Origin of the sequence: Ruegeria sp. AU67 (assembly GCF_900312795.1) — a bacterium.
GTDB classification, from domain to species: domain Bacteria; phylum Pseudomonadota; class Alphaproteobacteria; order Rhodobacterales; family Rhodobacteraceae; genus Ruegeria; species Ruegeria atlantica.
On the sequence record NZ_OMPH01000028.1, the window covers coordinates 21332 to 44775 of the forward strand.

General features: G+C 54.6%; 26 protein-coding genes and 1 tRNA gene. 16 read left to right on the plus strand and 11 right to left on the minus strand.

The features are described 5' to 3' along the window. Positions 1–60: 60 nt before the first annotated feature. Positions 61–1095 carry a sugar ABC transporter substrate-binding protein gene (locus DK510_RS15225; protein ID WP_109312814.1) on the minus strand — a complete coding sequence of 345 codons (1035 nt, stop codon included), beginning with the start codon at positions 1093–1095 and terminating at the stop codon, positions 61–63. Between the two features lie 26 nt (positions 1096–1121). Then, positions 1122–1991, minus strand: a complete 870-nt coding sequence (locus DK510_RS15230) for an SMP-30/gluconolactonase/LRE family protein (RefSeq protein WP_109312815.1) — start codon at positions 1989–1991, stop codon at positions 1122–1124. Between the two features lie 109 nt (positions 1992–2100). Here DK510_RS15230 and DK510_RS15235 point away from each other — a divergent pair, with 109 nt between their 5' ends. The 7 genes from DK510_RS15235 (at position 2101) to DK510_RS15265 (ending at position 9242) form a co-directional block, all read left to right on the plus strand. Then, a complete protein-coding gene (locus DK510_RS15235; RefSeq protein ID WP_109312816.1) occupies positions 2101–2772 on the plus strand; it encodes a GntR family transcriptional regulator in 672 nt (223 codons plus the stop codon). A gap of 127 nt (positions 2773–2899) precedes the next feature. Further along, entirely contained in the window at positions 2900–4462 is a 1563-nt protein-coding gene (locus DK510_RS15240; protein WP_109312817.1) for a sugar ABC transporter ATP-binding protein, read from the plus strand. A gap of 2 nt (positions 4463–4464) precedes the next feature. Next, positions 4465–5451 carry an ABC transporter permease gene (locus DK510_RS15245; RefSeq protein WP_234999110.1) on the plus strand — a complete coding sequence of 329 codons (987 nt, stop codon included), beginning with the start codon at positions 4465–4467 and terminating at the stop codon, positions 5449–5451. 52 nt (positions 5452–5503) lie between these two features. Then, a complete protein-coding gene (locus tag DK510_RS15250; protein WP_058275445.1) occupies positions 5504–6499 on the plus strand; it encodes a substrate-binding domain-containing protein in 996 nt (331 codons plus the stop codon). A gap of 52 nt (positions 6500–6551) precedes the next feature. Next, complete coding sequence (locus tag DK510_RS15255; protein ID WP_109312819.1) at positions 6552–7442, plus strand: hypothetical protein; 891 nt, start codon at positions 6552–6554, stop codon at positions 7440–7442. Then, positions 7430–8239 carry an NAD(P)-dependent oxidoreductase gene (locus DK510_RS15260; RefSeq protein ID WP_109312820.1) on the plus strand — a complete coding sequence of 270 codons (810 nt, stop codon included), beginning with the start codon at positions 7430–7432 and terminating at the stop codon, positions 8237–8239. Before DK510_RS15255 ends, DK510_RS15260 begins: the two co-directional genes overlap by 13 nt. Before the next feature lie 700 nt (positions 8240–8939). After that, positions 8940–9242 carry an SH3 domain-containing protein gene (locus DK510_RS15265; protein ID WP_109312821.1) on the plus strand — a complete coding sequence of 101 codons (303 nt, stop codon included), beginning with the start codon at positions 8940–8942 and terminating at the stop codon, positions 9240–9242. 388 nt (positions 9243–9630) lie between these two features. Here the strand turns inward: DK510_RS15265 and DK510_RS15270 are convergent, their stop codons facing one another. The 3 genes from DK510_RS15270 to DK510_RS15280 all read right to left on the minus strand — a co-directional run bounded on the left by DK510_RS15270 (position 9631) and on the right by DK510_RS15280 (position 12540). After that, positions 9631–10446: a hypothetical protein gene (locus tag DK510_RS15270; RefSeq protein ID WP_109312822.1), complete on the minus strand. Its 816-nt coding sequence runs from the start codon at positions 10444–10446 to the stop codon at positions 9631–9633. A gap of 79 nt (positions 10447–10525) precedes the next feature. Beyond that, positions 10526–12220: a sulfatase-like hydrolase/transferase gene (locus tag DK510_RS15275; protein ID WP_109312823.1), complete on the minus strand. Its 1695-nt coding sequence runs from the start codon at positions 12218–12220 to the stop codon at positions 10526–10528. Between the two features lie 104 nt (positions 12221–12324). Continuing rightward, entirely contained in the window at positions 12325–12540 is a 216-nt protein-coding gene (locus DK510_RS15280) for a hypothetical protein (protein WP_160116546.1), read from the minus strand. Positions 12541–12724: 184 nt separating this feature from the next. Here DK510_RS15280 and DK510_RS15285 point away from each other — a divergent pair, with 184 nt between their 5' ends. From DK510_RS15285 to DK510_RS15295, 4 genes are all read left to right on the plus strand, one after another. Continuing rightward, the gene (locus DK510_RS15285) at positions 12725–14041 is read left to right on the plus strand and encodes a tetratricopeptide repeat protein (RefSeq protein ID WP_160116547.1); all 1317 of its coding nucleotides are present in this window, start codon (positions 12725–12727) and stop codon (positions 14039–14041) included. 293 nt (positions 14042–14334) lie between these two features. Further along, positions 14335–14622, plus strand: coding sequence for a hypothetical protein (locus DK510_RS23360; RefSeq protein WP_234999098.1), 288 nt, complete (start codon positions 14335–14337; stop codon positions 14620–14622). Then, positions 14619–14819, plus strand: coding sequence for an autotransporter domain-containing protein (locus DK510_RS23365; protein WP_234999099.1), 201 nt, complete (start codon positions 14619–14621; stop codon positions 14817–14819). The genes DK510_RS23360 and DK510_RS23365 overlap by 4 nt, the downstream gene beginning before the upstream one ends. Before the next feature lie 134 nt (positions 14820–14953). Next, positions 14954–15030: transfer RNA gene (locus tag DK510_RS15295), tRNA-Arg, on the plus strand. An 833-nt stretch (positions 15031–15863) separates the two neighbouring features. On the opposite strand, the gene DK510_RS15300 is transcribed toward DK510_RS15295, so the two are convergent. Further along, positions 15864–16340 (minus strand): GNAT family N-acetyltransferase, encoded by a 477-nt coding sequence (locus DK510_RS15300; RefSeq protein ID WP_109312826.1) that lies wholly within the window; start codon positions 16338–16340, stop codon positions 15864–15866. Next, entirely contained in the window at positions 16341–16652 is a 312-nt protein-coding gene (locus DK510_RS15305) for an ETC complex I subunit (protein WP_109312827.1), read from the minus strand. A 153-nt stretch (positions 16653–16805) separates the two neighbouring features. Between DK510_RS15305 and DK510_RS15310 the strand changes: the two genes are divergently transcribed. From DK510_RS15310 to DK510_RS15325, 4 genes are all read left to right on the plus strand, one after another. After that, positions 16806–17285: an SRPBCC family protein gene (locus DK510_RS15310; protein WP_109312828.1), complete on the plus strand. Its 480-nt coding sequence runs from the start codon at positions 16806–16808 to the stop codon at positions 17283–17285. 80 nt (positions 17286–17365) lie between these two features. Then, positions 17366–19552, plus strand: coding sequence for an excinuclease ABC subunit UvrB (uvrB, locus tag DK510_RS15315; protein ID WP_109312829.1), 2187 nt, complete (start codon positions 17366–17368; stop codon positions 19550–19552). 96 nt (positions 19553–19648) lie between these two features. Further along, positions 19649–20329 carry a hypothetical protein gene (locus DK510_RS15320; RefSeq protein WP_109312830.1) on the plus strand — a complete coding sequence of 227 codons (681 nt, stop codon included), beginning with the start codon at positions 19649–19651 and terminating at the stop codon, positions 20327–20329. Between the two features lie 117 nt (positions 20330–20446). Beyond that, positions 20447–21154 carry an ORF6N domain-containing protein gene (locus DK510_RS15325; protein WP_109312831.1) on the plus strand — a complete coding sequence of 236 codons (708 nt, stop codon included), beginning with the start codon at positions 20447–20449 and terminating at the stop codon, positions 21152–21154. On the opposite strand, the gene DK510_RS15330 is transcribed toward DK510_RS15325, so the two are convergent. From DK510_RS15330 to DK510_RS15340, 3 genes are all read right to left on the minus strand, one after another. After that, positions 21151–21504, minus strand: coding sequence for an MmcQ/YjbR family DNA-binding protein (locus DK510_RS15330; RefSeq protein WP_058278708.1), 354 nt, complete (start codon positions 21502–21504; stop codon positions 21151–21153). The genes DK510_RS15325 and DK510_RS15330 overlap by 4 nt on opposite strands. Positions 21505–21554: 50 nt before the next feature. Then, on the minus strand, positions 21555–21845 hold the full coding sequence (locus tag DK510_RS15335) for a hypothetical protein (protein WP_058273445.1): 291 nt from the start codon (positions 21843–21845) through the stop codon (positions 21555–21557). A gap of 97 nt (positions 21846–21942) precedes the next feature. Continuing rightward, positions 21943–22374 (minus strand): excalibur calcium-binding domain-containing protein, encoded by a 432-nt coding sequence (locus DK510_RS15340; protein WP_234999100.1) that lies wholly within the window; start codon positions 22372–22374, stop codon positions 21943–21945. A gap of 113 nt (positions 22375–22487) precedes the next feature. Between DK510_RS15340 and DK510_RS15345 the strand changes: the two genes are divergently transcribed. Then, positions 22488–22991 (plus strand): HugZ family protein, encoded by a 504-nt coding sequence (locus DK510_RS15345; protein WP_109312832.1) that lies wholly within the window; start codon positions 22488–22490, stop codon positions 22989–22991. Here the strand turns inward: DK510_RS15345 and DK510_RS15350 are convergent. Beyond that, positions 22976–23383, minus strand: a complete 408-nt coding sequence (locus tag DK510_RS15350) for a universal stress protein (protein ID WP_109312833.1) — start codon at positions 23381–23383, stop codon at positions 22976–22978. The two genes, DK510_RS15345 and DK510_RS15350, sit on opposite strands and share 16 nt — an antisense overlap. Between the last annotated feature and the right edge of the window lie 61 nt (positions 23384–23444).

Here is a 23444-nt window from a genome sequence, read left to right on the forward strand (position 1 = left end):
CTTAGCTTAATTGCGCCCCCGGCAGCACACGAAGATGCCACCGAGGAGCAGGGAGAACGCTCAGTATTCTTTAGACGGCTGCGGGAAGAGCTTTTCAGGCTCCTTTAGCACTGCGACAGCACCGTCTTTATCTTCGATGGAGGTTGGCGTTTCGATCCATCCTCCGGGATAAGTGCCGTTCAATGCATCAATCGTCGCCTGCATGGCTGCTCTGCCCATAAGGAACGGCGACGTATTAACGGTCGCAGTAATGTTGCCCGCTGCGATTTCCTCCAGACCCGAGGTATCTCCATCGTTGCCGAGCAGAACTATGTCGGAGCGCCCGAGCGCCTTGGCGGCAAACGATGCCCCGATGATCATGTAGTCATTTGCAGCAAAGATCATGTCGAGGTCGGGATGCGACTGTAGGATATCCATACCAGCGGTATTGCCACCCTCGACATTCCACTTGCCGTCGATGGACACGACCACTTCGAAGTTTTCGTTGCCGTCGATACCGTCGAGAAAACCGCCAACACGCTCGGTCGAGTGGTACCCGGGCTGACCTTCAATGATGCCAACCTTCAGAGGTTTGTCGCCGTAATTCTCGATGGCCCAATTGGCGATATTGTGTGTGCCGTTTCGCTGAGAGTATCCGACCACACCGTGGATCGGCGTCGGAAAGTTCGGGATATCCGAGTTGATCATCAAAACGGCCATACCCTTGTCGACCGCCTGCTTGAGAAGAGGCGCGGCAGCAAATTCATCGTGAGTGCCAAAAATGATCGCATCCACATCCTGGGTCAGCACGTCCTGGATCATGCCCATTTGGCCGTTGATGTCAGCACCCGATTGTGGGGCCAACATGAAGACTTCAACGCCCGCTTCAGCCGCAACCGCTTTGATACCCTCGCCAATTGCGATGTAGTAGTTGAACTCGGTTGCGGGCGGCATGTAGGCGACGCGGAATTTTTCGTTTTTCGGGGCAATCGCATCAATTGGAGCCTGCGCACCGTCTTGCAGCGGGACCGGGGTCGGATAGTCTTCCGCATGGACGACAGAGGCGAGCACAGCGAAACCAGCTGCTATCGTCGTATTCATAAGTGTTTTCAACATTTTATTCTCCTCCAGAAATTCGTTGGTTATCCGTTGAATGGCGTGTCCAGCACGCCGCAAACGCCGGGTTTGACGGCGAACAAGCCGCCCGACTCCGGTTCTTTTGATAGAGCGTCCTCATCACTCATCAGGCGCGAGGTCGTAATGAAAAGCGTGTCGAGTTTCGGGCCACCGAAGGCACAGCAGGTGGGCTTCCAGACAGGAATTTCTATGACCCGGTCAATCGCGCCGTTCGGGGCTACGCGAACAACGCGGCGACCTTCCCACTCGGCGTTCCAGACACCACCTTCGGCATCGACACAGGACCCGTCGGGCAGCCCCGGTTCGTCCTTGAATGAAGCGTGAATGCGTCGGTCAGAAACCGAACCAGTGGCGGTGTCGTAATCAAAGGCTACGATTTCCCGGTCTGGTGTATCCGCAAAAAACATCGTTCCGCCATCTGGGGCAAAACAGGCAGAGTTTGCACAAGACACCTTTTCAATGATTGTCCGCACGGACAGGTCTGTGTCGATGCACAAGACTGACGAATCGTGGGCTCCGGACACCTCGTTCATCCCACCGACGATCAGCCTTCCCTGCCGATCTGTCCGTCCGTCGTTCAGTCGCGTCTCTGCGTTATTGGGTTCGAAGCGGGCAACAAGCGTTTCCATGTTCGTGTCCAGATCAAGCAGAACGACCCGATCAGCAAAGGCAACGACCCACCCCCCTGTGGCGCGCGGAGCAAAACAGCATACACGCTCTGTCATAGAGTGTTTGACGCTCTTCAAAGTCGACGGATCGTAAGACCAAAGCGCGCAGCCTTCGATATCAGTCCACCAGACAAGTTCATCGGCAGGGTTCCAGAAGATCCCTTCCCCATGCTCATTCCTGCAATCAAGAACTAACTCTGCACGCATTCCAAACTGGCTCCTCTCCAGTTAATCTGATATCTGATATTCCAGCTTGCCTTATCTGGTGTATCAGATATCTTTTGTCATGCAACACATTTTTTTGGAGACTCCATTTATGACCTTGGAACGACCCAAATCTCTCCGAGAACTTGCCTTGGAGCATTTGAGAAACAGTATCATCGACGGCTCGTTAAAGATGGGTCAGATTCTGTCTGAGCGTAAGATATCGGAGGAGCTTGGTGTCTCCAAATCGCCGGTTCGCGAAGCATTAGCCCAACTGCGCGATGAAGGACTCGTCAGTATCGAACCACAAAAAGGCGCGCGTGTGTTCTCACTTTCCGAGTCTGAAGTAACGCAAATCTGTGACTTTAGGCAGGCCATCGAGACAGCCGCATTTGAATTGGCTCTATCAAGGGACCCTAAGGGGTTGGCCGATGGCATGGCGTGGGTTGTGAAAGACATGGCGCGCGCGCGATCCCGCCGCGATGAAAGAGAGTACCTGGCTCTGGATACCGCTTTTCACCAATTGATCTTTGAGCACGCCGGGAACGACTATCTGACCGCGAGCTATACGCGCTACATTGGTAAGATCGCCGCATTGCGGACCCATTTATCCAAGCTACCGCAGCACACAGAGCTTTCATTCGAAGAACATCAGAAAATCGCGGTCGCGGTGCGTCAAGGTGATATGGCGAAGATTAAATTGCTTCTGGTGGAGCACATTGATCGAACTCGGCAGGCCTATGAAAGTGCTTCGATCGTACTTAAGGGCGCGAAGGCCTCCTAATCAACGCTAACTCGTTTCAAGGGGCAGTCCTGCGAAGGGCTGCCCTTCTTCATGCCGTCCTTAGCTTCTCCATAAAGTAATTGACATCTGATATCTCAGATGTCAATCAAACGTTGGGAGGAACACAATGACGTCAGTTTCGATTCTTGATCCGAGGAACACACCACCCCTGATCCGATTGGATGCGGTTAGCAAAAGCTTCGGTGCAAACGTTGTTCTTAATCATTTGGAATTCGAACTGCGCCCAGGTGAAGTGCATGCGCTTTGCGGTGAAAACGGAGCAGGCAAATCCACGTGCTTGGGTCTGCTCTACGGGCTTCATCAACCGTCAGCGGGAAGAATTCTGTGTGACGGCAATGAACGCCGAATTGAGAATCCGTCGCACGCGCAATCGCTTGGCATCAGTTGCGTGTTTCAAGAACTCAGTCTGGCCGGGGCTCTTTCTGTCGCTGAAAACATCTATGCCGGACGAGCTCCGACCCGTTTGGGTGTCGTCGACTGGCCGGAACTGCGCCGCCGTGCCGAAGCGCTTTTGGCAGAGTTCGGACTGGATATCGACGTTTCGATCCCCATCGACAACCTGCCAATCAGCTCCCGCCAGATTGTAGAAATTGCCAAGGCGCTATCCCTGAATTCACGCGTTCTTTTGCTGGATGAGCCGACATCAGCGCTGGCTCCTAACGAAGTGGACGCGCTGTTCGACGTACTTCGCAGGCTTACAAAAAAAGGTATCGGCATTGTCTATGTCAGTCACCACATGGACGAGATATTCCGAATTTCCGATCGAATTACCGTTTTACGGGATGGACGCCAGATCAGCACTTTGCCAGTGGCTGAAACCTCTCAAGAACAAGTAGTTGCAGAGATGATTGGGGGCGCACATCCAGGTGATGTCAACAGATCAGCCCATGTCAAAGGGAACGATGTCCTTACCGTCAAAGGCCTGACGCACTCAGGTGAATTCGAAGACATCTCATTTTCGATTAAGGCCGGCGAAATAGTCGGCATGGCCGGGCTAATGGGAGCGCGCCGAAGCGAGATTGTCCGCTCAATCGTTGGATTGATGCCGGGAGCCGAGGGGGTTGTCGAGCTGCGCGGGGCGCCCGTGAAGCTCACTTCCCTGCGCCACGCAATGCACCTTGGCATAGGCTTTGTACCGGAAGAACGAAAGACCGAAGGTCTGTTTCTCGAGCAATCGCTCAGCGACAACCTGATCGCCGCAAGTCTTTCTGAACACGCGAGCCTGGGCATCATGCGAAAGACTTCGATAAGGGAAGCCAGCAACGCTGCCATTGATGCGTTTAGCGTCAAGGCCAGTGGGATCGCTGAAGACGTCGGTGCTCTTTCGGGGGGAAACCAGCAAAAGATCATGCTGGCCAAATGGCTCAAACGCACACCTGACCTTCTGATCGTGGAAGAACCCACAAAAGGCGTGGACGTCGGTGCGAAGTTTCAGATCCACACAGAGTTGCTCCGCCAGGCAGCCAAGGGAATGGCAATTCTGGTGGTGTCGTCCGATTTTCCGGAATTGGTTTCGCTGTCCTCCCGCATTCTTGTCGTTCACGAGGGTCGCCTCATGGGCGACATCGCTGCCGAAGACACCAGTGAAAGCGTACTTCTGCAAATGGCCGCCGGGAATGCCTACCGCTCGGCTGCACAGCCATCCCAACACAAAGGAGTTGCGTCGTGACCATGGTCGCTCAAGCCAACATTTCCGAGAAACGGTCACTTATGCGCCGCGTCCTGCAGGCATTCGTTGACATCCGCGAGCTGACGCTGATCGTTTTGATCGCCGCGATCATCATCGTGATGGCCAACGTTAATCCCTATTTCTTCAGCCTCTCGAATTTCCGAGCCGTGGCCGTGGGCATGGCACCGACAGCAATCATCGTTATCGGCATGGCCATTCTGCTGGCTTCTGGCGGTTTTGATCTGTCGGTTGGTTCGGTCATGGCACTGTCTTCCACGGTTGTTGCCATGTTGCTGCTGACCGGCATGCCGATCCCGCTTGCGGTGATCTGCGGCCTGATCCTTGGCTGCGTCGTCGGGGTTGTGAACGGTTTGCTTGTCACGGGACTCGGGATCAACCCATTGATCGCCACACTTGGGACAATGTCGATCGCGCGCGGCATCGCGCTGGTTCTGACCGAGGGTTTCTCAGTCTCCAGTCTACCCGCATCATTCGGCTGGATTGGCAAGACCGACATTGGCGGCTTTCCTGTGATCGTGTTGCTGACCCTCGTTTTGGTGATCCTTTTTGACCTGGCAGTGCGCCACACCCGGTTTTTCAGGCAGGTCTACTTCATCGGTGCAAATGAAAAAGCCGCGATGCTTTCAGGCATCCACGTAACACGCGTTCGCATCATTCTTTATGCGCTCACAGGCGTTTTGGCGGCCTTGGCCGGCGTGCTGTTGGCCTCGCGTTTGATGAGCGGCACGCCGACAGCAGGTAATGGAATCGAACTGCAGGTGCTGGCTGCGGCCGTTATCGGTGGTGCGTCGTTGCGCGGAGGCGAAGGCACAATTCTCGGCGCATTCCTCGGCGTCGTGTTCGTTGCCTTGATCAACAACACGATGACAATGCAAGCCGTTTCGATCTACTGGCAAATGATTGTCATCGGTGGCGTGCTCGTCTCAGCCGTCGCATTGGACATGCTGATCCGCAGTAAACGGGGCTGACCTAAATCAAAAAGAAACCGAAAACTACTAATCATCCAAAAGGGAGATCACGATGACTGAGATGACTGTAAATCGGCGCAGGCTGCTGACTGCGGGCACTACCGCAGGATTGGCCGCCGCCTTCGGACTACCAATCCTGTCGAAGGAAGCCATGGCACAAGCAGCTGGTAAAGAATATGTTTTTCTCTCCATCGTAACTCAGGTGCCGTTCTGGGTGGATTACCGCAACGCAATGGAAGACCTCGAAGAACTGATGGGTATCAAGGCCACGTTCACCGGTCCGCTGGATTTCGACACAGCAGCACAGGCGCGTCAGCTTGATGAACTGATCGCCCGCCGTCCCGCTGGCATCCTGATCTTCCCAGGCGATCCGGCGACTCTGGCGCCCGGCGTGGAACGCGCAGTAGAAGCCGGCATCCCCATCACTTGCTGTATTGGTGACATTCCCGACAGCCCCAGATCAACGTTCCTGGGCATCAACGGCGTTCAGGCTGGCCGCGTCGGCGGCGAGATGCTGGCCGAAGCCATTGGTGGAAAGGGAAAAGTCATCCTTGGTACATTCCCAGCGCCGTCGACCCTGGAGCGTGTTGAAGGGTACAAACAGATCTTTGCAGAGAAATATCCTGACATTGAGGTGGTTGACGTCGTCAACGATAAAGCCGATCCGTCATACGCTCCGACGGCCTACCTTCAGGCTATCCAAGCCAACCCTGACATTGTTGGCATTGGTGGTACGGACGGCGACAGCGGCAAAGGCGCGGCCATCGCAGTGACTGAAGCTGGTCGCAAGGACATCAAGATCGTCGCGATGGACCGCAACGATGACATGCTGCCCTATATCGAAGACGGCACGATCCACGGTGCGGTAGCTCAAAAATCCTACCTCGAGATCTTCCTCGCCTTCCACATGATGCACTGGCAGAACACGGACGCACTGAAGGTCTTGCCGGATTGGAAAGCCGCCGGGATCAATCCACTGCCAGAACGCGTCGAAACTGGGGTGATGCCGATAACGGCGCAAAACGTCGCCCAATTCAAGCACGTCTAAACGTTTTCCCGGCGCAAAAGTTTTGCGCCGGGTCACCGCTCGGGAACCTCTCATGTCTGATCGATGGTCCGTTCTGCATTTAACAAGAGGCGAATTGGAGCTTGTTATCCTGCCCGGAATTGGTGGCCGTTTGTGGGGTGTTGATTTCCAAGAGCGATCGCTGCTTTTTCAGAACCCGGACTTGGTACACTTGCCGGTTGATGAAATTGATCTGGCTGACTTGCCAACACGCTCCCCGCAGTTTGGTTTCCCCCTCTGGGGCGGAGAAAAAACCTGGATAGCTCCTGACACGGCCTGGAAGGATAGTGCCCCGTTTTCGGCACTCGACAGTGACCCTTTTCTGGTCGCCTCACGAGATGAGGATCATGTCGAATTGACAAGCCAGATCTGTCCTGTCTCGCACCTGTCCGTGGCGCGACGCATCACCCTGAAGTCAGCCGCTGCGTGGAGCATTGAGCATAGTGTGACCAATCACGGTCACGTTTCCAGGGCGACAGGCATTTGGTCAGTCATGATGATCAATACGCCCGCCACGATCGGGATTACGATGGGCGATCCCGAAATCTATCCCGTTTTTGGGCACTCCGGCTCAATGGTTGAACTGGCGGCAAACTGCGTCATTGCAGATTGCGCCAAACAACAAGAATTCAAGGTTGGACTTCCTAACCCAGATGGGCAAACGCTTATCAAGATCGGCAAAGCTGGCCCCTGGATACTCTGTACAACACACCCGCCAGCACCGAGCGACAGCTTTATGCATCAGTATCCCGTCGAGGTATTCAATTCGGGCGACTATTCCTACTGTGAGGCCGAATGGCACTCGCCAAAATCTAATCTGGCGCCGGATGAGACGCTCAGGTTTCGTCAGGACTTTGAAATTTGGCCAAACAGCAATCCACCAATTCTTGGCTCGAATAGGGAGTTACTATCATGCATGTCCTGATTACAGGTGCAGGTGGGCATCTGGGTCGAAAACTCTTCGACGTGTTGGAGGCGGATCCTGACTACAAAGTGTCAGGGATCGACATTCGCCCGGTTGATCACCCTGATATTCATACCGCGGATCTGTCTGGTGACCCAATCTGGATCAAACTTCTGGAAGGCGTGGATGTGATCGTCCATCTGGCCGGAGACCGTGAGCCTGCTGCAAGCTGGTCATCGGCGATCAAGCACAACATGGACGCGACGCTGTCGCTCTACCATAATGCAGTGGCGGTGGGCGTTAAACGTGTGGTTCTCGCCAGTTCGAACTGGGTCCAAGGAGACAAGCGTTTCTCCACTGATGCGTTGAACAGCGACACACCTCCAGGGCCGGTGAACGCCTACGGCATGTCGAAGCTGTTTTGCGAACGGACTGGCGCTTACTTTGCGCAGCATCATGGGCTTTCGGTCATCTGCCTACGAATCGGCTGGACCCAATGGACCCATGACAACAAGCCTGGACCGCATATGGCGATGGGCCGTTGGGGGCAGGAGATGTGGTTGAGCGATCGGGATTTTCTAAACGGCATGCGTGCAGCGATAGACGCCACGGACGTCGCGTTTGCGACCTTAAATCTCATGTCAGACAATCCTGGCATGCGTTGGGATATCGCCGAAACAAAACGGAAAATCGGGTACGATCCGCAAGATGGAAGCCCCGCGAAAATAACATCCGCCATCGCAATGAGAACCTCAATCAAAAGGCTTTTCTCATTTCGCATCGTTGAGTTTTTCGAGAAACGGCTTCCGCACTGGTGAAAGTCCTGGTTGCTCCAGTAGACGGGCCCAATATGTTGATGAAATCCGAGGGCGCTCGCAGACCGAAAATGTGCGCAGCCTGCCAAGGCTCCGATGTCGGAAGTTTCCACCTTGCCAGGCAGCGCAAATGTTCCGTGTCACCTGAGGCATTACTGCTTTGCGGACAGAGAGACATTTCTACTTAGTTGCAACACATAACAGGTCATTCAAATGGTTTTCGTGCCAATAAGCCTTGCTCTAAGTTGCCCCAGTGAAAACTTTGGGCCCAATATCTTTGATCGGGCCCAAGACCAATTCTTCCCAGCCAATGGCGGCGGCAGCTATTTCTTCCCCCAAAAAGGCTCGTCGATCAGCTGGTACACCACTCAGTCGAACTCAGCTGTAAGTGTTGGATCTTCGGACCACGATTGCACCTCGCCGAAGAAACGGTTCGAACTTTCACCGTTTGGCTCCACCAAATCTCTCATTTGATACGCTCCCCATAGCTCTTCCTTTTTGGCAGGAGGATTTTCCTTCGTGGCCGAACCGTTCCATTTTGCAGGTCGTTGAAGACGAAAAAGAACTCGCACCGGGCCACCAACGCAACTGAAAATCTTGCTTCAGTGTCAGTTCAGGAAGGGCGCATTTCTTTTGTCATGCAGTTCCCCTTGATGATCTAAGCCGCTAAGATAGTGGTCGAGGCAGCAGGCAGGTTATCGTGATGCGCAGTACAGTCTTTTTACCCTTAACGGCTCTTATCCTTGGCGCCATTGTCGAAGCTGAAACTGCGGCGGCGGCTTCTCTTGGACGGTACGTGGTTTTTGGCGTTGAAGATGGAGACATGCTGAAACTGCGTGCAGGACCTGGAATAGGTTTCAATGTGATCGTGGGCCTTCCAAATGGAACCGCTTTACGAGTTCACAGTTGCGAGCAGACCGGAGGAACCCGTTGGTGCCGTGTGTCCTTGCAGCGCGCGCGTGGTCTAAAGGGTTACGTCTCCTGGGCATATTTGCAAAAAATCTGATTTAAAATTAGTTAGCGCCTCCGTTTTGGCTATATCCATAAAATGCCGATTGGAAACTTTCATTTAGTTCTATTGCACTCTTCCTATAGAGCACGTCAAATAGTACCAAGAACTTGGATGCTGAAGTTTCTCGTCACCGTGACGCATCGTGCGCCTAATTTTCCACGTGGTGGCGTCGGCGCTCTCTTTGCATTGATAAGTTTAATGGCTCCTCAGACAATTTGCGCGACATCTCAATGCTCCAGTAAGCGGACCTACACGCGAAAGAGGTAAAAAGTCCGAGTTGCAGACTAAGCAGCCATTGATCGCAAGATCGGCCTTACCAATGAACGTAGACTTCGAACAACAATCACAAGGGCTTAGTTTTTCAACAGCGACATGCTCGTCGTTAGAATGAGAAGGTAACACCAAACAGTGGTCCTGTTTGCATGACGTCATAAGCGAATGTCCCATCGGAACGTTCAGTTTCATAGTCGATTTCGTAGTGCCGCCATCCGAAACGAATGGAGGCATTGTCCCAAGCTTGATAGGCGAAGCCCAGCGAAACACGCCAGTGGGAATTGACATTTTCGCCACCAAGGCCTGCGTCAGCCGCAGCAACCAAGAACCAACGGTCCGAGAGCTCCCACGTGCCACGAGCGCCAACAACCACCTCGGTCCATGTTTCAGTCCCGCCAAGGGTAACGCTAGGCCCCATAGTGGAAACGGCAGCCTCCTGCTTCAGTTCGTTGTAGCGAACCCCAGCTTGCAGATCGACGGAATTCCGGTGATCGTTCTTGCCATAAACCCCATTTGCAACTTTGTAACCGCCCAAAAATCCGATCCACGATTGCTTAATATCGAGGTCAACGTCAATGTTCCCAGCCGGAAGCGGGATGGATTGTTCGGTCCCTAGCTTTGCGTAGTTTGCGTCGACTATGAAACCCCAATTCCCCGTCCAACCTTCGTATTGTGCCGAGATGCCGAAGTCTAAGAGTTCCAGCGCGTCTTGAAAATCCAAATCAAGATCAACGCTGGTATTCGCAATAGTCGACGTCCCGGTCAGCGATTGTGGAAGAAAACCGTACACAGTCACGCCATGTCGCCAGTCTTCAGAAAATGAGAGGGCTACGGGTTCGGCTTTTGTGACCGTGGGTAGCACTATGCCGAAAGCAGCAGCGATAAGAGCCAGGGCATTGGGAGAGAAAAAGAAAGCAAGTTTCATCGCGTTCGGTCCTTCAATCGCGCAAGTTCTAGATAAACCTGACCGGACTGTGCCGGTCAGGACACTTGATTGGGGCCGCTTAATCCGACTTTCTAGTGAGACCTTGAGCAAATAGGATGTTGTCCACGAGTTCCTTTGTTTCAGGTCGAAGGTTTTCAATTCCGCCATACAGTGGCCCATGCCCGGGAGGCATGTCAGGATAAAGCTCTTTCATGGCAAGATGGCGTTGGGCCATCAGACTGAAATTGGCGCCAAAACCTACGCCAATACGAATGGAATCCTGCGGCCGATCCTCACGCGGGTTCTTGTATAGGTCGTACATGGCAGCAAGGATGGGGTTGCCGCCAGGAGGTGGCAAATGCATTTTGTATTGCTGCTTGACCAGAGATCTCAGCACAAACCCTTCGTAGACAAATACATAATCTCGACGCCCATGCGTTTCCCCGAGAAGCCAAAGCGCGGTTTGATCAACGCCGTCGATAATCCGGTCGCGCGGGATGCTCGCCTCGCCGTCGCCCAGTCGCGCAAAGGTGCTGAAAAGATCAGAAACGTGAGTGATATCTTTAACACGTGTCCCTTCCTCAATCATCCCGGGCCAGCGGACAAAAGCACTAACACGAACGCCACCCTCCAGATGCTCGGTCTTGCCGCCACGATAGATCCGGTCGGACTGGCCGCTCTTGTCGACGAACTCCATGAACGGGCCATTGTCTCCCATGATCACGATGATCGTATTGTCTGCTATTCCCAGTTCTTCGACCCGAGACAGGATTTCACCGATGTAACCATCGACTTTCACGATAGCTTCTGCGACCGGCCCACCGTTCAGAGTTTGCGCTTGTTCGATATCAGTCCTGGTAAAGCTGATCGGGAACAGCGGCCAGTACTGCAAAAAGAACGGCTTGCCACCTTTGGCGAGCTTTTCCATTTGATCTAGAGTGCTCTGCTTGTAGCGCTGCCCCATGGCGACATAATCGTCCTGCGAGAACTTCTGCCCCGGCTCCATGTGGACCTCTCGTATCGCTCCACCTTTTTCACCGACGGTTCCATAGACCATTGCATAAGGGTCGATCCGGAATGTGTCATCCAGCATCAGATCGGTAGAACGAAGCCTCAGATCGACACCATCAACATGTCCTTCGTTCAAAGCCGTCGAATTCATCAAGGCAAGTTGCGCCTGTTGGTGAATCGGATGTTCGGCATAATCGAAACCTTGGTTAATCGCATAGCTTTGTTCGATGTCACCCATGTGCCACTTGCCGATATGGGCCGTTGCGTAGCCATTTTCGCTCAGCACTTCGGCCAAGGTCACTTCGCGGTCTGCCAAACCCTCGCCCTCAGGCACCGCTTTGGCCTCATCGAAACCGGTCCGGACCGGGTGTCGCCCGGTCAACATGGCGACGCGGGTGGGAGTGCAAGACGGTTCGGTATACATCCGCATCATGGACATACCTTGGTCTGCGAAGTCCGTTATGTTTGGTGTCGAGTATCCACGTACCACATCCAGATCTGGCATTCCGACTTCGCCAAATCCTACGTCATCCAGCAGGATGTACAGTATGTTTGGGGGCTTGCCGCCGTTCTTTTCTCGAAACTCCGCCAGCTTGACGTCGATGTCTTTGTCTTCAGCTGCCCAGCGATCTCCGTGCTGACGTTCCAAAATTCGATACTCGGCGTCTCGAATGATCGAGCCTTCTTGAGCCCGAGCTATGGATGTCGACAAGACAAGTGCGACCCCGCAAACCGGTACTAGGAATTGATTTAGACTTGGCATTTTGGCTCCTCATATGTTGTATGGTGAAACGGTGTTCCTGGCGCCCGAAAATCACCCGGGCGGTCCAAAATCTCTTGTCTGTTGTTCCGATTGTCCCGCTTTGCTCAGTCGGGTTCGAGCTTTGCCAAAATTTCCTTCTTCAACCCTGCAAGGCTACTATTGAAGGCATCGTTCCAAACATCCTCTAGAGAGGATTCGCATTGCCGGCTCGTCATCAAAAGTTCGAAGTCTCTGCAAATCTCGTCAAGCTCAGCGTCCGTTTTGCGGCGCTTCTGAATTTTTTCTGCAAGTCCCCCAAAATGCTTCTCGAATACTCGCATGTACCTATCGAACCCATTAGCTCCCGCTAAGATCACATTACCTATCGCTGAAGCTAGTGGGAGTTTCACACGGTGAGAAAGGGGTGAAAATCCTTTCAATTTGAACGGTTATCAGTAGTCTGCTGGCATGGGTCCCAGGGAAACTACAGCCAACAAGCACCCGCATTGGTCGGGGCATCTGGAGTTGGAAGAAGTTCGTGAAGAGCTCAATCGTGTGCAGTCCAGCGAGCTTTTCTCAGGCGCGAGTCGGCTCTCTGAATTGCTGGAATACATCGTAGAACAGAACCTTCTTGATCCCACACAAAAGCCGCTCGCCAAAACAATCGCCGAGGATGTCTACGGCAGACCTCCGGATCAAAATGGTGACAGCCATAACATCGTTCGAGTTGACGCTGGGCGTCTCAGGCGCCGGCTTGCACAGTATTTTGCCGGCCCGGGACGAGACGACCCAATCCATATTCATATCGATTCCGGCGGGTATGTACCTCATTTCGAACTCAAGTATTCTTCGGACGCTCAAACTGAGGACGTTGCGACAGACTTAGAACTCCATAGCAGATGGAAGAGCAGGCCGTTTCAGATTGCCGTAAGCATCTTCGTGGCGCTTGGTGTCGGTTTAGGCTTGGGGATCACAATCAGTTCTATGGGCGGAAGCACGACCGACGTTTCTGAACAATACGAGACCTCAAATGATCCCACGCTAGAGGCAGAAAGGCGCGCACATCTGGCGAAGTCGCCGTCTAGCCTTCAAGCAGTGATACTGTCAGATCAGGCGCGGAATTTGATTTTTCCCATGATTGAGCGGGCACAGCTTGAACTAGCTTTGGCTATGTTCCGCCATGCAATCGAGAAGGACGAATCCTACTTTGGCGGATATGCAGGTGCATCCCAGTGTTTGGCTGCTTTTGCGATTTTTGCACCAGACGGTCCTCAGCGTTCTGCGCTGCTCAAGGAGGCCCGCCATTTGGCCAACCAAGCCGAAGTTCTATCACCTGCCAACTCATGGACGCAATCAGCACTGTCCTGGGTTGACCTTGCTGAAGGAGATACAAAGCGAGCCATAGAGCACGCAGACATTGCCTTGGATCTCGCCCCTAAGGACGGCAACGTCCTGGATTTCTATGCAATGGTCATGCTGGCGACTGGCGACTTTGACGCGGCACTCGCAGCGTCGACGAGCGACCGTCCGCGGACATCGGGCTTAGGACGATTTGCGAACAAGAGTATCTATGGCGCGGCTAGCTTTCACGCAGGAAAATACGAGCAAGCCATCGACGCTCTCAACGCCGCTACCCGCGCTGGAGACCCGATTTCGGCTCCTACTTTGATTTACCTCGCAGCAGCGAATGCGGCACTTGGAAATCAAGCAGACGCCTTGGCCTTGGAGGCAGACTTAAAGCGAAACTGGCCGACAATTGACACTGTTGCCCTTTTGGATCGCCTTTATGTGAATCCAGAGCAGGTTCGCGCCCTAACTGATCATCTAAGAACCATACAATAATTGTCAGCTTTGGGCTCAGGACGGTCATTCGCAGCATACAGCGAAAATATCCGCTACGAAGCACGAGATTACTGTAATACATTGGAGAATTTTTCGAGCCCGTATCTATAGTTCCAGACAGGCTGAGTCCCCCCCGTGGGGTACCGCAGATGGTCAGGTCGACATTTCATTCACTGCACAACCGGTCTTAAGCTTACCGCAGAACCCGGCAGTTACCAGTTCGCCAAAAGTCAGCAACCTCGCTGGAGCGGTTGCTAATACCACGAACACGTCGGCGGGGACGGGTCTTAGTAGTGAGATCAACAATTGGTGCAGCTGTCAACACTTTCACCAAATCAGGTCTGGCTAGGTTTAATCGTGTGCAGGCGGAACCCTATTCCTCCAGCCTGACCATTGGGCTTGAGCAATTGGATCTGATAACCAACGCGGTTCTGAGCCCTGCTGTCTGCCGCAAAATCAAGCGGTTGGTTTCAACAATCAAAACCGACCCGTTGCATCAGGTGGCATCGACACGGTCTAGAGCCCTAATGGCGCAATCGATTGCCCGGATCGGCGCTGGCGGATCGACTCGGCGTATGTGAGCGGGGACGTTGATGGAAGTAACGGCCTCGGGACATTCGACTACTCGCTTGGCACCATTTTGGTCGGTGCGGATGCCTTCAGTTCGGAAAGAGGGGTCGTTGGCGTGTACACAGGATTCGGGAAGTCCTCCATGGATGAGCGCGATCAAGTCGATCAGAACTTTTCGACCGATAACTATCACGCGGGCGTCTATTGAAAGAGAGAGTGTCGTTTTGTGTTTGCGCCGAAGTTTGTTACTTATCTGAGCAAGATATAACTCCTCGTCTTTGCGGAGCAATGAAAGGTGCTTTTCACCAAAAATCGGATCTGCTACACACGCCTTGTGGCCACGGCCCCGTAGCTCAACTGGATAGAGCAGCTGACTTCTAATCAGCAGGTTGAGGATTCGAGTTCTTCCGGGGTCGCCACACCTCCAATTAGTCGGGCACTATCGTCAGGAGACGTTTCTCATCTGATCGCCCAGGTCATTCTTAACTCGATCTCCTCTTCGACGAACGCACCAAGTATACAACCCCTGCGGAACCCCAAACACAAAATTTCCATACCGCATACGACCTTCAGGTCTGGCAAGTCGCCCTACTGCGCTCCTACGGTTTTGACTTGAAGGAGGTGACCGACCAGCCGGTTCGTTTGCTAAACTCAAAAACCTTCTCAGGCGCGAGCCATTCCTGAAGGTGTGAGTGCCAGCAAGCCAAGCACTCATAATGCCTTTCAAGCAAGTTGACGGAATATTGTCACCCGACGAAGAACTCACCCGGTCGATCAGAGGCATGACACCAGGAGCGCCATGCGACCAATTCTGCCGAACGTTCAGCGGACCACATATCGTGCACTCCTTTGTGCCCAGTTTGAACCAAATCGCGCGCGCCCGTTGTTCAAAAAGTAGAGTTCCTCGCGCGATGGCATTGCGAACATCCGCGGATTCGGGAATTGTGGTGCCGGACTCTTTAAGAATGTAGTATGGCGTGGCTTCGGTATGAAAAATGGCCAAGTGGTACGCCAGTTTAATGGAGCGCGCGCATACCAAGGCACTCGCTCCACACAACCGACTTAGAGGACTACCTAGGAAACAACGAATCCACCGAGATTTAAACTTTCCTGAGGTCTATGCGGGCTCGTAACGAGCGCTGAGTTAAAGCTTATCTTACATAGGTTAAGATAAGAACCCTCAACCTGCTGATTAGAAGTTAGCTGCTCTATCCAGTTGAGCTACGGGACCGCTGGGCCCTTCTTGCTGTTTTTACTTCCGGGGTTCAAGAGCCAAGCGCATAAAGGCGCTGTTCGGGTCGCTTTCATATCCAAAAATCGGACCGCAATAGGAATACCCAAGCCGTTCATACAGCTTACGGGCCGCCGCATATTCCGGCAAATGTTCTGCACCTGTTTCCAGAACCAAAGCCGCCACCCCTTGGATGTCCGCCTCATCTGTTAGGTGGTTCATCATCAGACGCGCCAGACCGCGTCCACGCACCTTCGAGATGATGTGAACGGACTTCACCTCGGCCGTTCCGTCCGGCAACGCCTTTAACGCTCCGCAGCCGACGGGTTGTCCGTCCTCAAACATGGCCCAGAACCTGATGCCCTCAGCAGCCAAGGCCTGGGCATCCATTGTATGGTTGCTTTCCGCAGGTCCTGCAGCTTCGCCATGGGCGAAATGCGCCTCGATCAATGGACGCAGCGCGTCCGAGGTAGGATCTGCCTCATGGATTTCGATCATTTAGTGAGTCCAGGGCGCGCGCCGATCGGTGGCGAAATTCTCACCATAGCCGCGCGAACGCAGGTTGGGTTTGCGTTTGTGCGGTTCGCTAACCTGGACTTCGATGCCATTGTCTTTGGCATAATCCAGCGCCTCTTCCTTAGTGTCGAACTTCAGGCGCACTTGAGTTTGCGTATCGTCGGAAGACGTCCAGCCCATCAGCGGATCAACCTCACGCGACGACGCGGGTGCGTATTCCAGAACCCATTTGCGGGTCTTGGCCATCCCCGAAGTCATTGCGTTCCTGGCAGGCTTGTAAATCCGTGCGCGCATGTCGCCCCTCCGTCCTCACTTGGCTGAGATTGTTTATGCGTCAGAGTACAGGCTGGGACAAGATGGGAATTGACGCGGCTGGTCACGCCCTGATGTCAGAAACTGTCATCAGGGCCTTTTATAGATCGTGCAACGCATCAAGAGGACACCAACATGATCCACCATAGAAAAAGCCTAGAAATCGACGCCCGGCCCGAATCCCTTTGGGCCATTCTAAGCCGTTTCATGCATATCGACGAATTCGCACCACAAGTCGCCTCGGTGGATGCGCTGACGACTGGGCAAGACGGCGTCGGGTCGAAACGGCGTTGCCACTTTGAAAACGGCACCTCGCTGGTCGAGGAAGTGACCGATTGGCAAGTCAACAAAGGCTATCGCGTACGCTTGTCCGAGATGCCGGCGATGCCTTTGACCCAAGCACATGCGGCCATCACCATCAAACCCCTCGCGAATGGCCATTCGCGGGTCGTCTGGAGCATGGATTACCAGATGAAATATGGCCCGCTGGGCTGGCTGATGGGTCAAACGCTGATGAAGGCGATGATGGGCCGGGTTCTGGAGAGCAATCTGAAAGCGCTGGCCGACAAGGTGCAATCGGTTCAAATCCCCGACGCACAGTATGCCTATTACTGAAACTGAGTTTCTGAACCGGATCAGGCCTTGCAGTTGGACAAAATAAGAACAAATGTAAGGGCCTGACCCGGAGCCTGCCTATGCCCTATGCCCATTCCGACAAGACACAGCTGACCGCTGATGACGTTCGCGCGCGCCTGAAACTCGAAGGCGGCAAGCAGTTCGTCATGCATACCGAGTTTGCGCCTGCTGGTGATCAGCCAACTGCGATCAAGGAACTGACCAGCGGTATCTTTGACGGCGAAAGAGAACAGGTTCTGCTGGGCGCGACGGGGACCGGTAAGACGTTCACTATGGCCAAAGTGATCGAAGAAACCCAACGCCCTGCGATCATCCTTGCGCCCAACAAGACGCTGGCGGCCCAGCTTTATGGCGAATTCAAAGGCTTCTTCCCGGAAAACTCGGTCGAATACTTCGTCTCCTACTACGACTATTACCAGCCCGAGGCCTATGTCGCGCGGTCGGATACCTATATCGAGAAAGAATCCCAGATCAACGAACAGATCGACCGGATGCGCCACTCGGCCACCCGCGCGCTGCTGGAACGCGATGACGTGATCATCGTGGCCTCGGTCTCGTGCATCTACGGTATCGGCTCTGTCGAAACTTACGGGGCGATGACGCAGGATCTGAAGGTCGGCAACGAATACGACCAGCGTCAGATCATGGCCGATCTGGTCGCCCAGCAATACCGCCGCAATGATCAGGCGTTTCAGCGCGGTTCGTTCCGGGTTCGGGGCGATTCACTGGAAATCTGGCCTGCTCACCTTGAGGACCGGGCGTGGAAGTTTTCGTTCTTTGGTGAGGAGTTGGAGACTATTACCGAATTCGACCCGCTGACCGGCGAACGCGCCGCGTCGATGGATCAGGTGCGGGTCTATGCTAATTCACACTACGTAACACCGAAACCAACGATGCAGCAGGCGATCATCGGCATCAAAAAGGAACTGCGCATCCGGCTGGATCAACTGGTCGGCGAGGGCAAATTGCTGGAAGCGCAGCGCTTGGAACAGCGTACCAATTTCGATCTGGAAATGCTTGAGGCGACGGGCGTGTGCAACGGGATCGAAAACTATTCCCGCTATCTGACCGGCCGCGCACCGGGGGAACCACCCCCGACCCTGTTCGAATTCATCCCCGACAACGCCATCGTCTTCGCCGATGAATCCCATGTCAGCGTGCCGCAGATCGGCGGCATGTACCGGGGCGACTATCGGCGCAAATTCACGCTGGCCGAACACGGGTTCCGCCTGCCGTCCTGCATGGACAACCGCCCCCTGAAGTTCGAGGAATGGGACGCCATGCGCCCGCAATCCGTCTTTGTCTCGGCGACGCCTGCGAAGTGGGAGATCGAACAGACCGGCGGTGTCTTCACCGAACAGGTGATCCGCCCCACCGGGCTCTTGGACCCCGAGGTCGAAATCCGCCCTGTCGGCATGCAGGTCGACGATCTGCTGGACGAGGTGCGCAAGGTCGCCGCCGATGGCTATCGCACGCTGGTCACCACCCTGACCAAACGCATGGCCGAGGATCTGACCGAATACATGCACGAACAGGGCATCAAGGTCCGCTACATGCACTCGGATATCGACACGCTGGAACGTATCGAAATCCTGCGCGACCTGCGTCTGGGGGCGTTCGACGTGCTGATCGGCATCAACCTGCTGCGCGAGGGGCTCGATATCCCCGAATGCGGGCTGGTCGCCATTCTGGACGCGGACAAGGAAGGCTTCCTGCGATCCGAAACCTCACTGGTTCAAACCATCGGTCGCGCCGCGCGGAACGCCGATGGCCGTGTGATCATGTATGCCGACAAGGTCACCGGCAGTATGGAGCGCGCCCTGAACGAAACCAACCGCCGCCGCGCAAGACAGATCGCTTATAACGAGGAACACGGCATCACGCCTGCGACGGTGAAAAAGAATGTCGAGGACGTTCTGGCCGGTCTCTATCAGGGCGACGTCGATATGAACCGCGTCACCGCCACCATCGACAAACCGATGCACGGCGCGAACCTCGAGGCCCATCTGGACGGTCTGCGCGACAAGATGCGCAACGCTGCCGAGAACCTGGAATTCGAAGAGGCCGCCAACATCCGGGATGAGATCAAACGTCTGGAAGCGGTCGATCTGGCCATCGCCGACGACCCCATGGCGCGCCAATGGGCGGTCGAGAAAGCCTCGGAAGACGCAGTGAAATCACGTGGACGGTCAACGGCCGGCAGGCCGGGGCAGCGGGGTGGGAATGTGAAGCGGAGGAAAAGGTAGTCTGCTTCACATAACCAGATCTAGAAAAGCTGGCTCTAAAACGAACGAATTGTGAGCGGTTTATTCGCAACTTTTAACTGAAAGTTTTTTGATCTCATGGGTGCTGTTGTCACCATCTGCCTGTTTTTTCTGTGCGCGCTCAGTATTGGTTTATCAACAATTTGGGTATGGCTCAGTGTTTTGATCGGGAAGCGAGAACCGACATTCGTACGATCCATTTTTTTGCTCGCATCCGCGTTTTCAATTACCGCAATACTGTGCTTTGGCGACCCGATAGGCGATCCTTTTTCGCACCTGCTGACGTTGTTTTTGTGGCCATTGGTCTGGTTTTTTGCGCTTCCACCTATCCTTGCCGCAAACCTTAACTACTTTTTTGTAATCGCCCTAGCAGTCTTGACGGGAACACTCGTTCTGGCACTCATGACCACAAGAATTACGCGAGTTTTAGTCATTTTTGCAGGCTCTGTCTTGGCCGTATTGGTTCCAGCAGCAGTTGAGAATTCAATTGTGATGGCTCAGATGACTTCTAAAGCCGAAGCATCGGGCTTAGTGATCGTTGATCAGTCTTCCTTTTTTAGGTCTGTCAGCGAAGGTTTTTCTGATTTTAAGAACCCTCATGGCTACGCTTGTGATGCGGACGACTGGCCTAGCCTATGGAGTTACAAACAACGAGATTGGGTTCCATTGCCGACCAACACGCGTTTCGGTGGTAACAATCCAGAACTAATCAAGATGTATTGCCAACAAAGCCGGCGCTCCCCGGTAGATAGTTCTTAAGGCAAGCTTGGACCGAGTTTCCGATTTATCCGTCGCGCCAGCCTACACTCCACCCTTGCAGCCCAGCGCTCCCTCCTCCACGTTTGAAATCACAAATTGTGATTCCAAACGGCTGCCATGACGAACCCCAACACCCTGCCCAGCACGCATGAAGTCCAGAGCGCCATTCACCGGGTGCGTGGCACCCGTGTGGTGCTGGCCGAGGATCTGGCGCAGTTCTACGGAAAATCCGTCAGCGCCTTCAATCAGGCCGTCTCGCGCAACAAGGACTTGTTCGAAGGCTACCGCTTTCAGCTGTCCGATGCCGAGGTCGCCCATTTGCAATCACAGAGTGTGATCTCAAAACCCAAAGGACGTGGTGGGCGGCGGGTCAATCCGTGGGTCTATACGGATTACGGCGTGGCCATCGCCTCGGCCCTGTTCAAGGACCCGCGCGCCATCAAGATCACGCGAATGATCACCGAGGCCTTTGTCGACGGTGCAAACGCATTGGCCGAAACCCCACGCAGCGTGCCGGAAATCTTGCCGCCCGAGGATGCCCCCGCCCCGCTGTTGCCCAATGGGGACCAGCTGCGCGATCTGGCCGAAAACATCCTCGATTCCGGTCAGCAGAGCTTGGTCGATTACATCGCCAACCCCACTACCAAGCGGCAACAGGCGGTGGCGATGATCATGAAAACTCTGGCTGAGACCGCCGGCGAAGAGGTGCGCACCCAGCAGGAACGCCTGCGCCTGCGCATTGCCGAACGTCTGGCCACCGGTGACTACACGGATGACGGCGACCGAAAACAACTGCTGGAATTGCTGCAGGCGATGAAGGGCTAAACACCCAATTCCGCCCGCAATTTCTTGGTCAGCTTGGCCACGACCAACTCGTAGGACGTCACTATATGCTCGCGCAGCGACGCATCGCTCATGCCGCGTTCGTCATAGACCTGCAGCCATTTCATGCCCCGTGACGCCAGATAAGGCGCTGGGCGGATGCCGGGTTCGCTGCCCAGCACCTCAAAAGCCAGATCGGTTGCTTTGAAAGTGAAAGCATCCTTGCCGTCGTTCCAGCCACAGAGCGCAAAAACCTTGCCGCCTACTTTCCATACATCCGCATTGCCCCATTGCACCACATGGCTGGTGGCTTTGAGGTTGGCACAAAAGCTGTTGAATTCATCGCGGGTCATCAGCCCAATTTTGGCGATTGGGTGTGGTTTGGCAAGCGCTGGGCGAGGTTTTATCCCTTGTCCCAGTGAACCACCACATCAAACCCCGCAGGGGATGGTGGGCCTTCCAGAAATTCGGCGAAATGGCCCCAAAGCTTGGCCACTTTGGATGCGTTTGCGTTTGATGTTTCCTCGCTTTGGACAACTGCAACGACAAAACCGGTGCCGTCTTCATTCATGACATTGGTAAAGCTGTGCATGCCTTCCATGCCCATAATCTGGTCTTTCAATTCATTCATTTTGGCCTCGGCAGCATCCCGCATGCCAGGCTTCATTTTGAACTGCGTAATACGTGCAAACATGATTTTTCTCCCTTTCAGGGCGAAATCCCCCACTGACGGCCGAATTGGCGCGTCACGTGTACTATAGCATAGATTTTAATGTTTCGGGTCGAGGTGATCAGGGCCGGACGAACTTGGCCGTACCCACTTGCCGCTGAGGCGCCGCCGCAGCTGGTTGAGGGTCCGCAGCCGGTTGGGGGGGGGCGAACTGAGGAGCCGTCGCCAGGCAGGCAACACCATCTCCATCCGTATCGTTGCGCGCGTGATATCCCGGCTCACCGTCCCAGTACGGCCCTGGCACCAAGGCTTCGGCGGCCTGGCAGCCAGCCAAGGCCACCAGATGCAACAGGGCATCGGGACCTTCGAATTCGGATATCCGCAAAAAGACACCCACCGCAATCGCCGCGGTGGTGGCGGGCAACATGAGGATCATGACGATGATACGAAAAGGCGAGAGCGCCCGTCTGCGCAGCGCATCCGCGCGCCGATGTCGCGCTGCGGCTCTTGAGTTTTTCTTATTCGAGCCCTGCTCGGAATCATTGAGCGCCATACCGGACACTTAAATCGGCTTTGCGGCAAAATCGAGACCTGTACGACCCCTCGCGCACGGGTCGTAATGCGGATAATGTTGCGTCCGGATGAATCCCCAAGGCTAAAACACCGATGACCAAAACCGACCCGTATCGCCCGGTTGATGACACAGCCTGCCAAATGGCTCGCGACCTGATCGAAAACGCGACGTTCGGCGCGCTGGCTGTGTTGCACGCCGATACGACGTTACCTTCTGTGTCGCGCGTAGCTCTTGCAACGGATGATTGGGGCCGGCCGGTCTCGTTGATCTCAACCCTGGCCGACCACACCCGGGCACTGACCACCAATCCGGCCTGTGCCCTTTTGATTGGTGAACCCGGTAATACAGGCGATCCGTTGACGCACCCAAGGCTGACGCTGCATGCCAACGCGCAGTTCGTCGCCAGAGGGACAGAGAAACACGCCGCGCTGCGCGCGCAGTATCTGAGCCTGAGGCCCAAGGCCAAGCTCTATGCGGACTTCACCGATTTCGGATTTGTCACGTTCACCATTTCCGATGCGATTTTGAACGGCGGCTTTGGCAACGCATGGCGCCTTGCCCCAACCGATATCTGGACCGATCAGCGCACCACATGAACGGCGCACGCCGCATGGCGCACCACATGGTTGGTCGTAGAGCCCAGCAACAAATCCTGCATCCCCGGGCGGTGAGACGCCATGATAATCAGGTCGGGCTTTTGTTCGGCCGCCCAATCAAGAATTGTCCGGCCCGAATGGCCCTCGACCAGAACACCTTTGGCGTTGGGCAGTTTTTCCGCAAGCGCGTCCAGTTCCATCTGCAGCGCCTTGCGAGCTTCGGCCAGATACTCGGGCGGCATGTAAGAAATGGCGTAGCTCGGAATATGCTCGACCACGTGCAGCAACGTGACCTGTGCATCCGATGTCGCCAGTATTTCGGCCAGCTTCAACGGCCCCGAGATATCCCTTTCGGCATCAAAGGAAATGGGGACAAGAATATTGTGATACATGACGCGCACCTCCGTTTTCACGCCTGAAGCCTGCACTATCTCAGGCCGTTAGGCATTGATT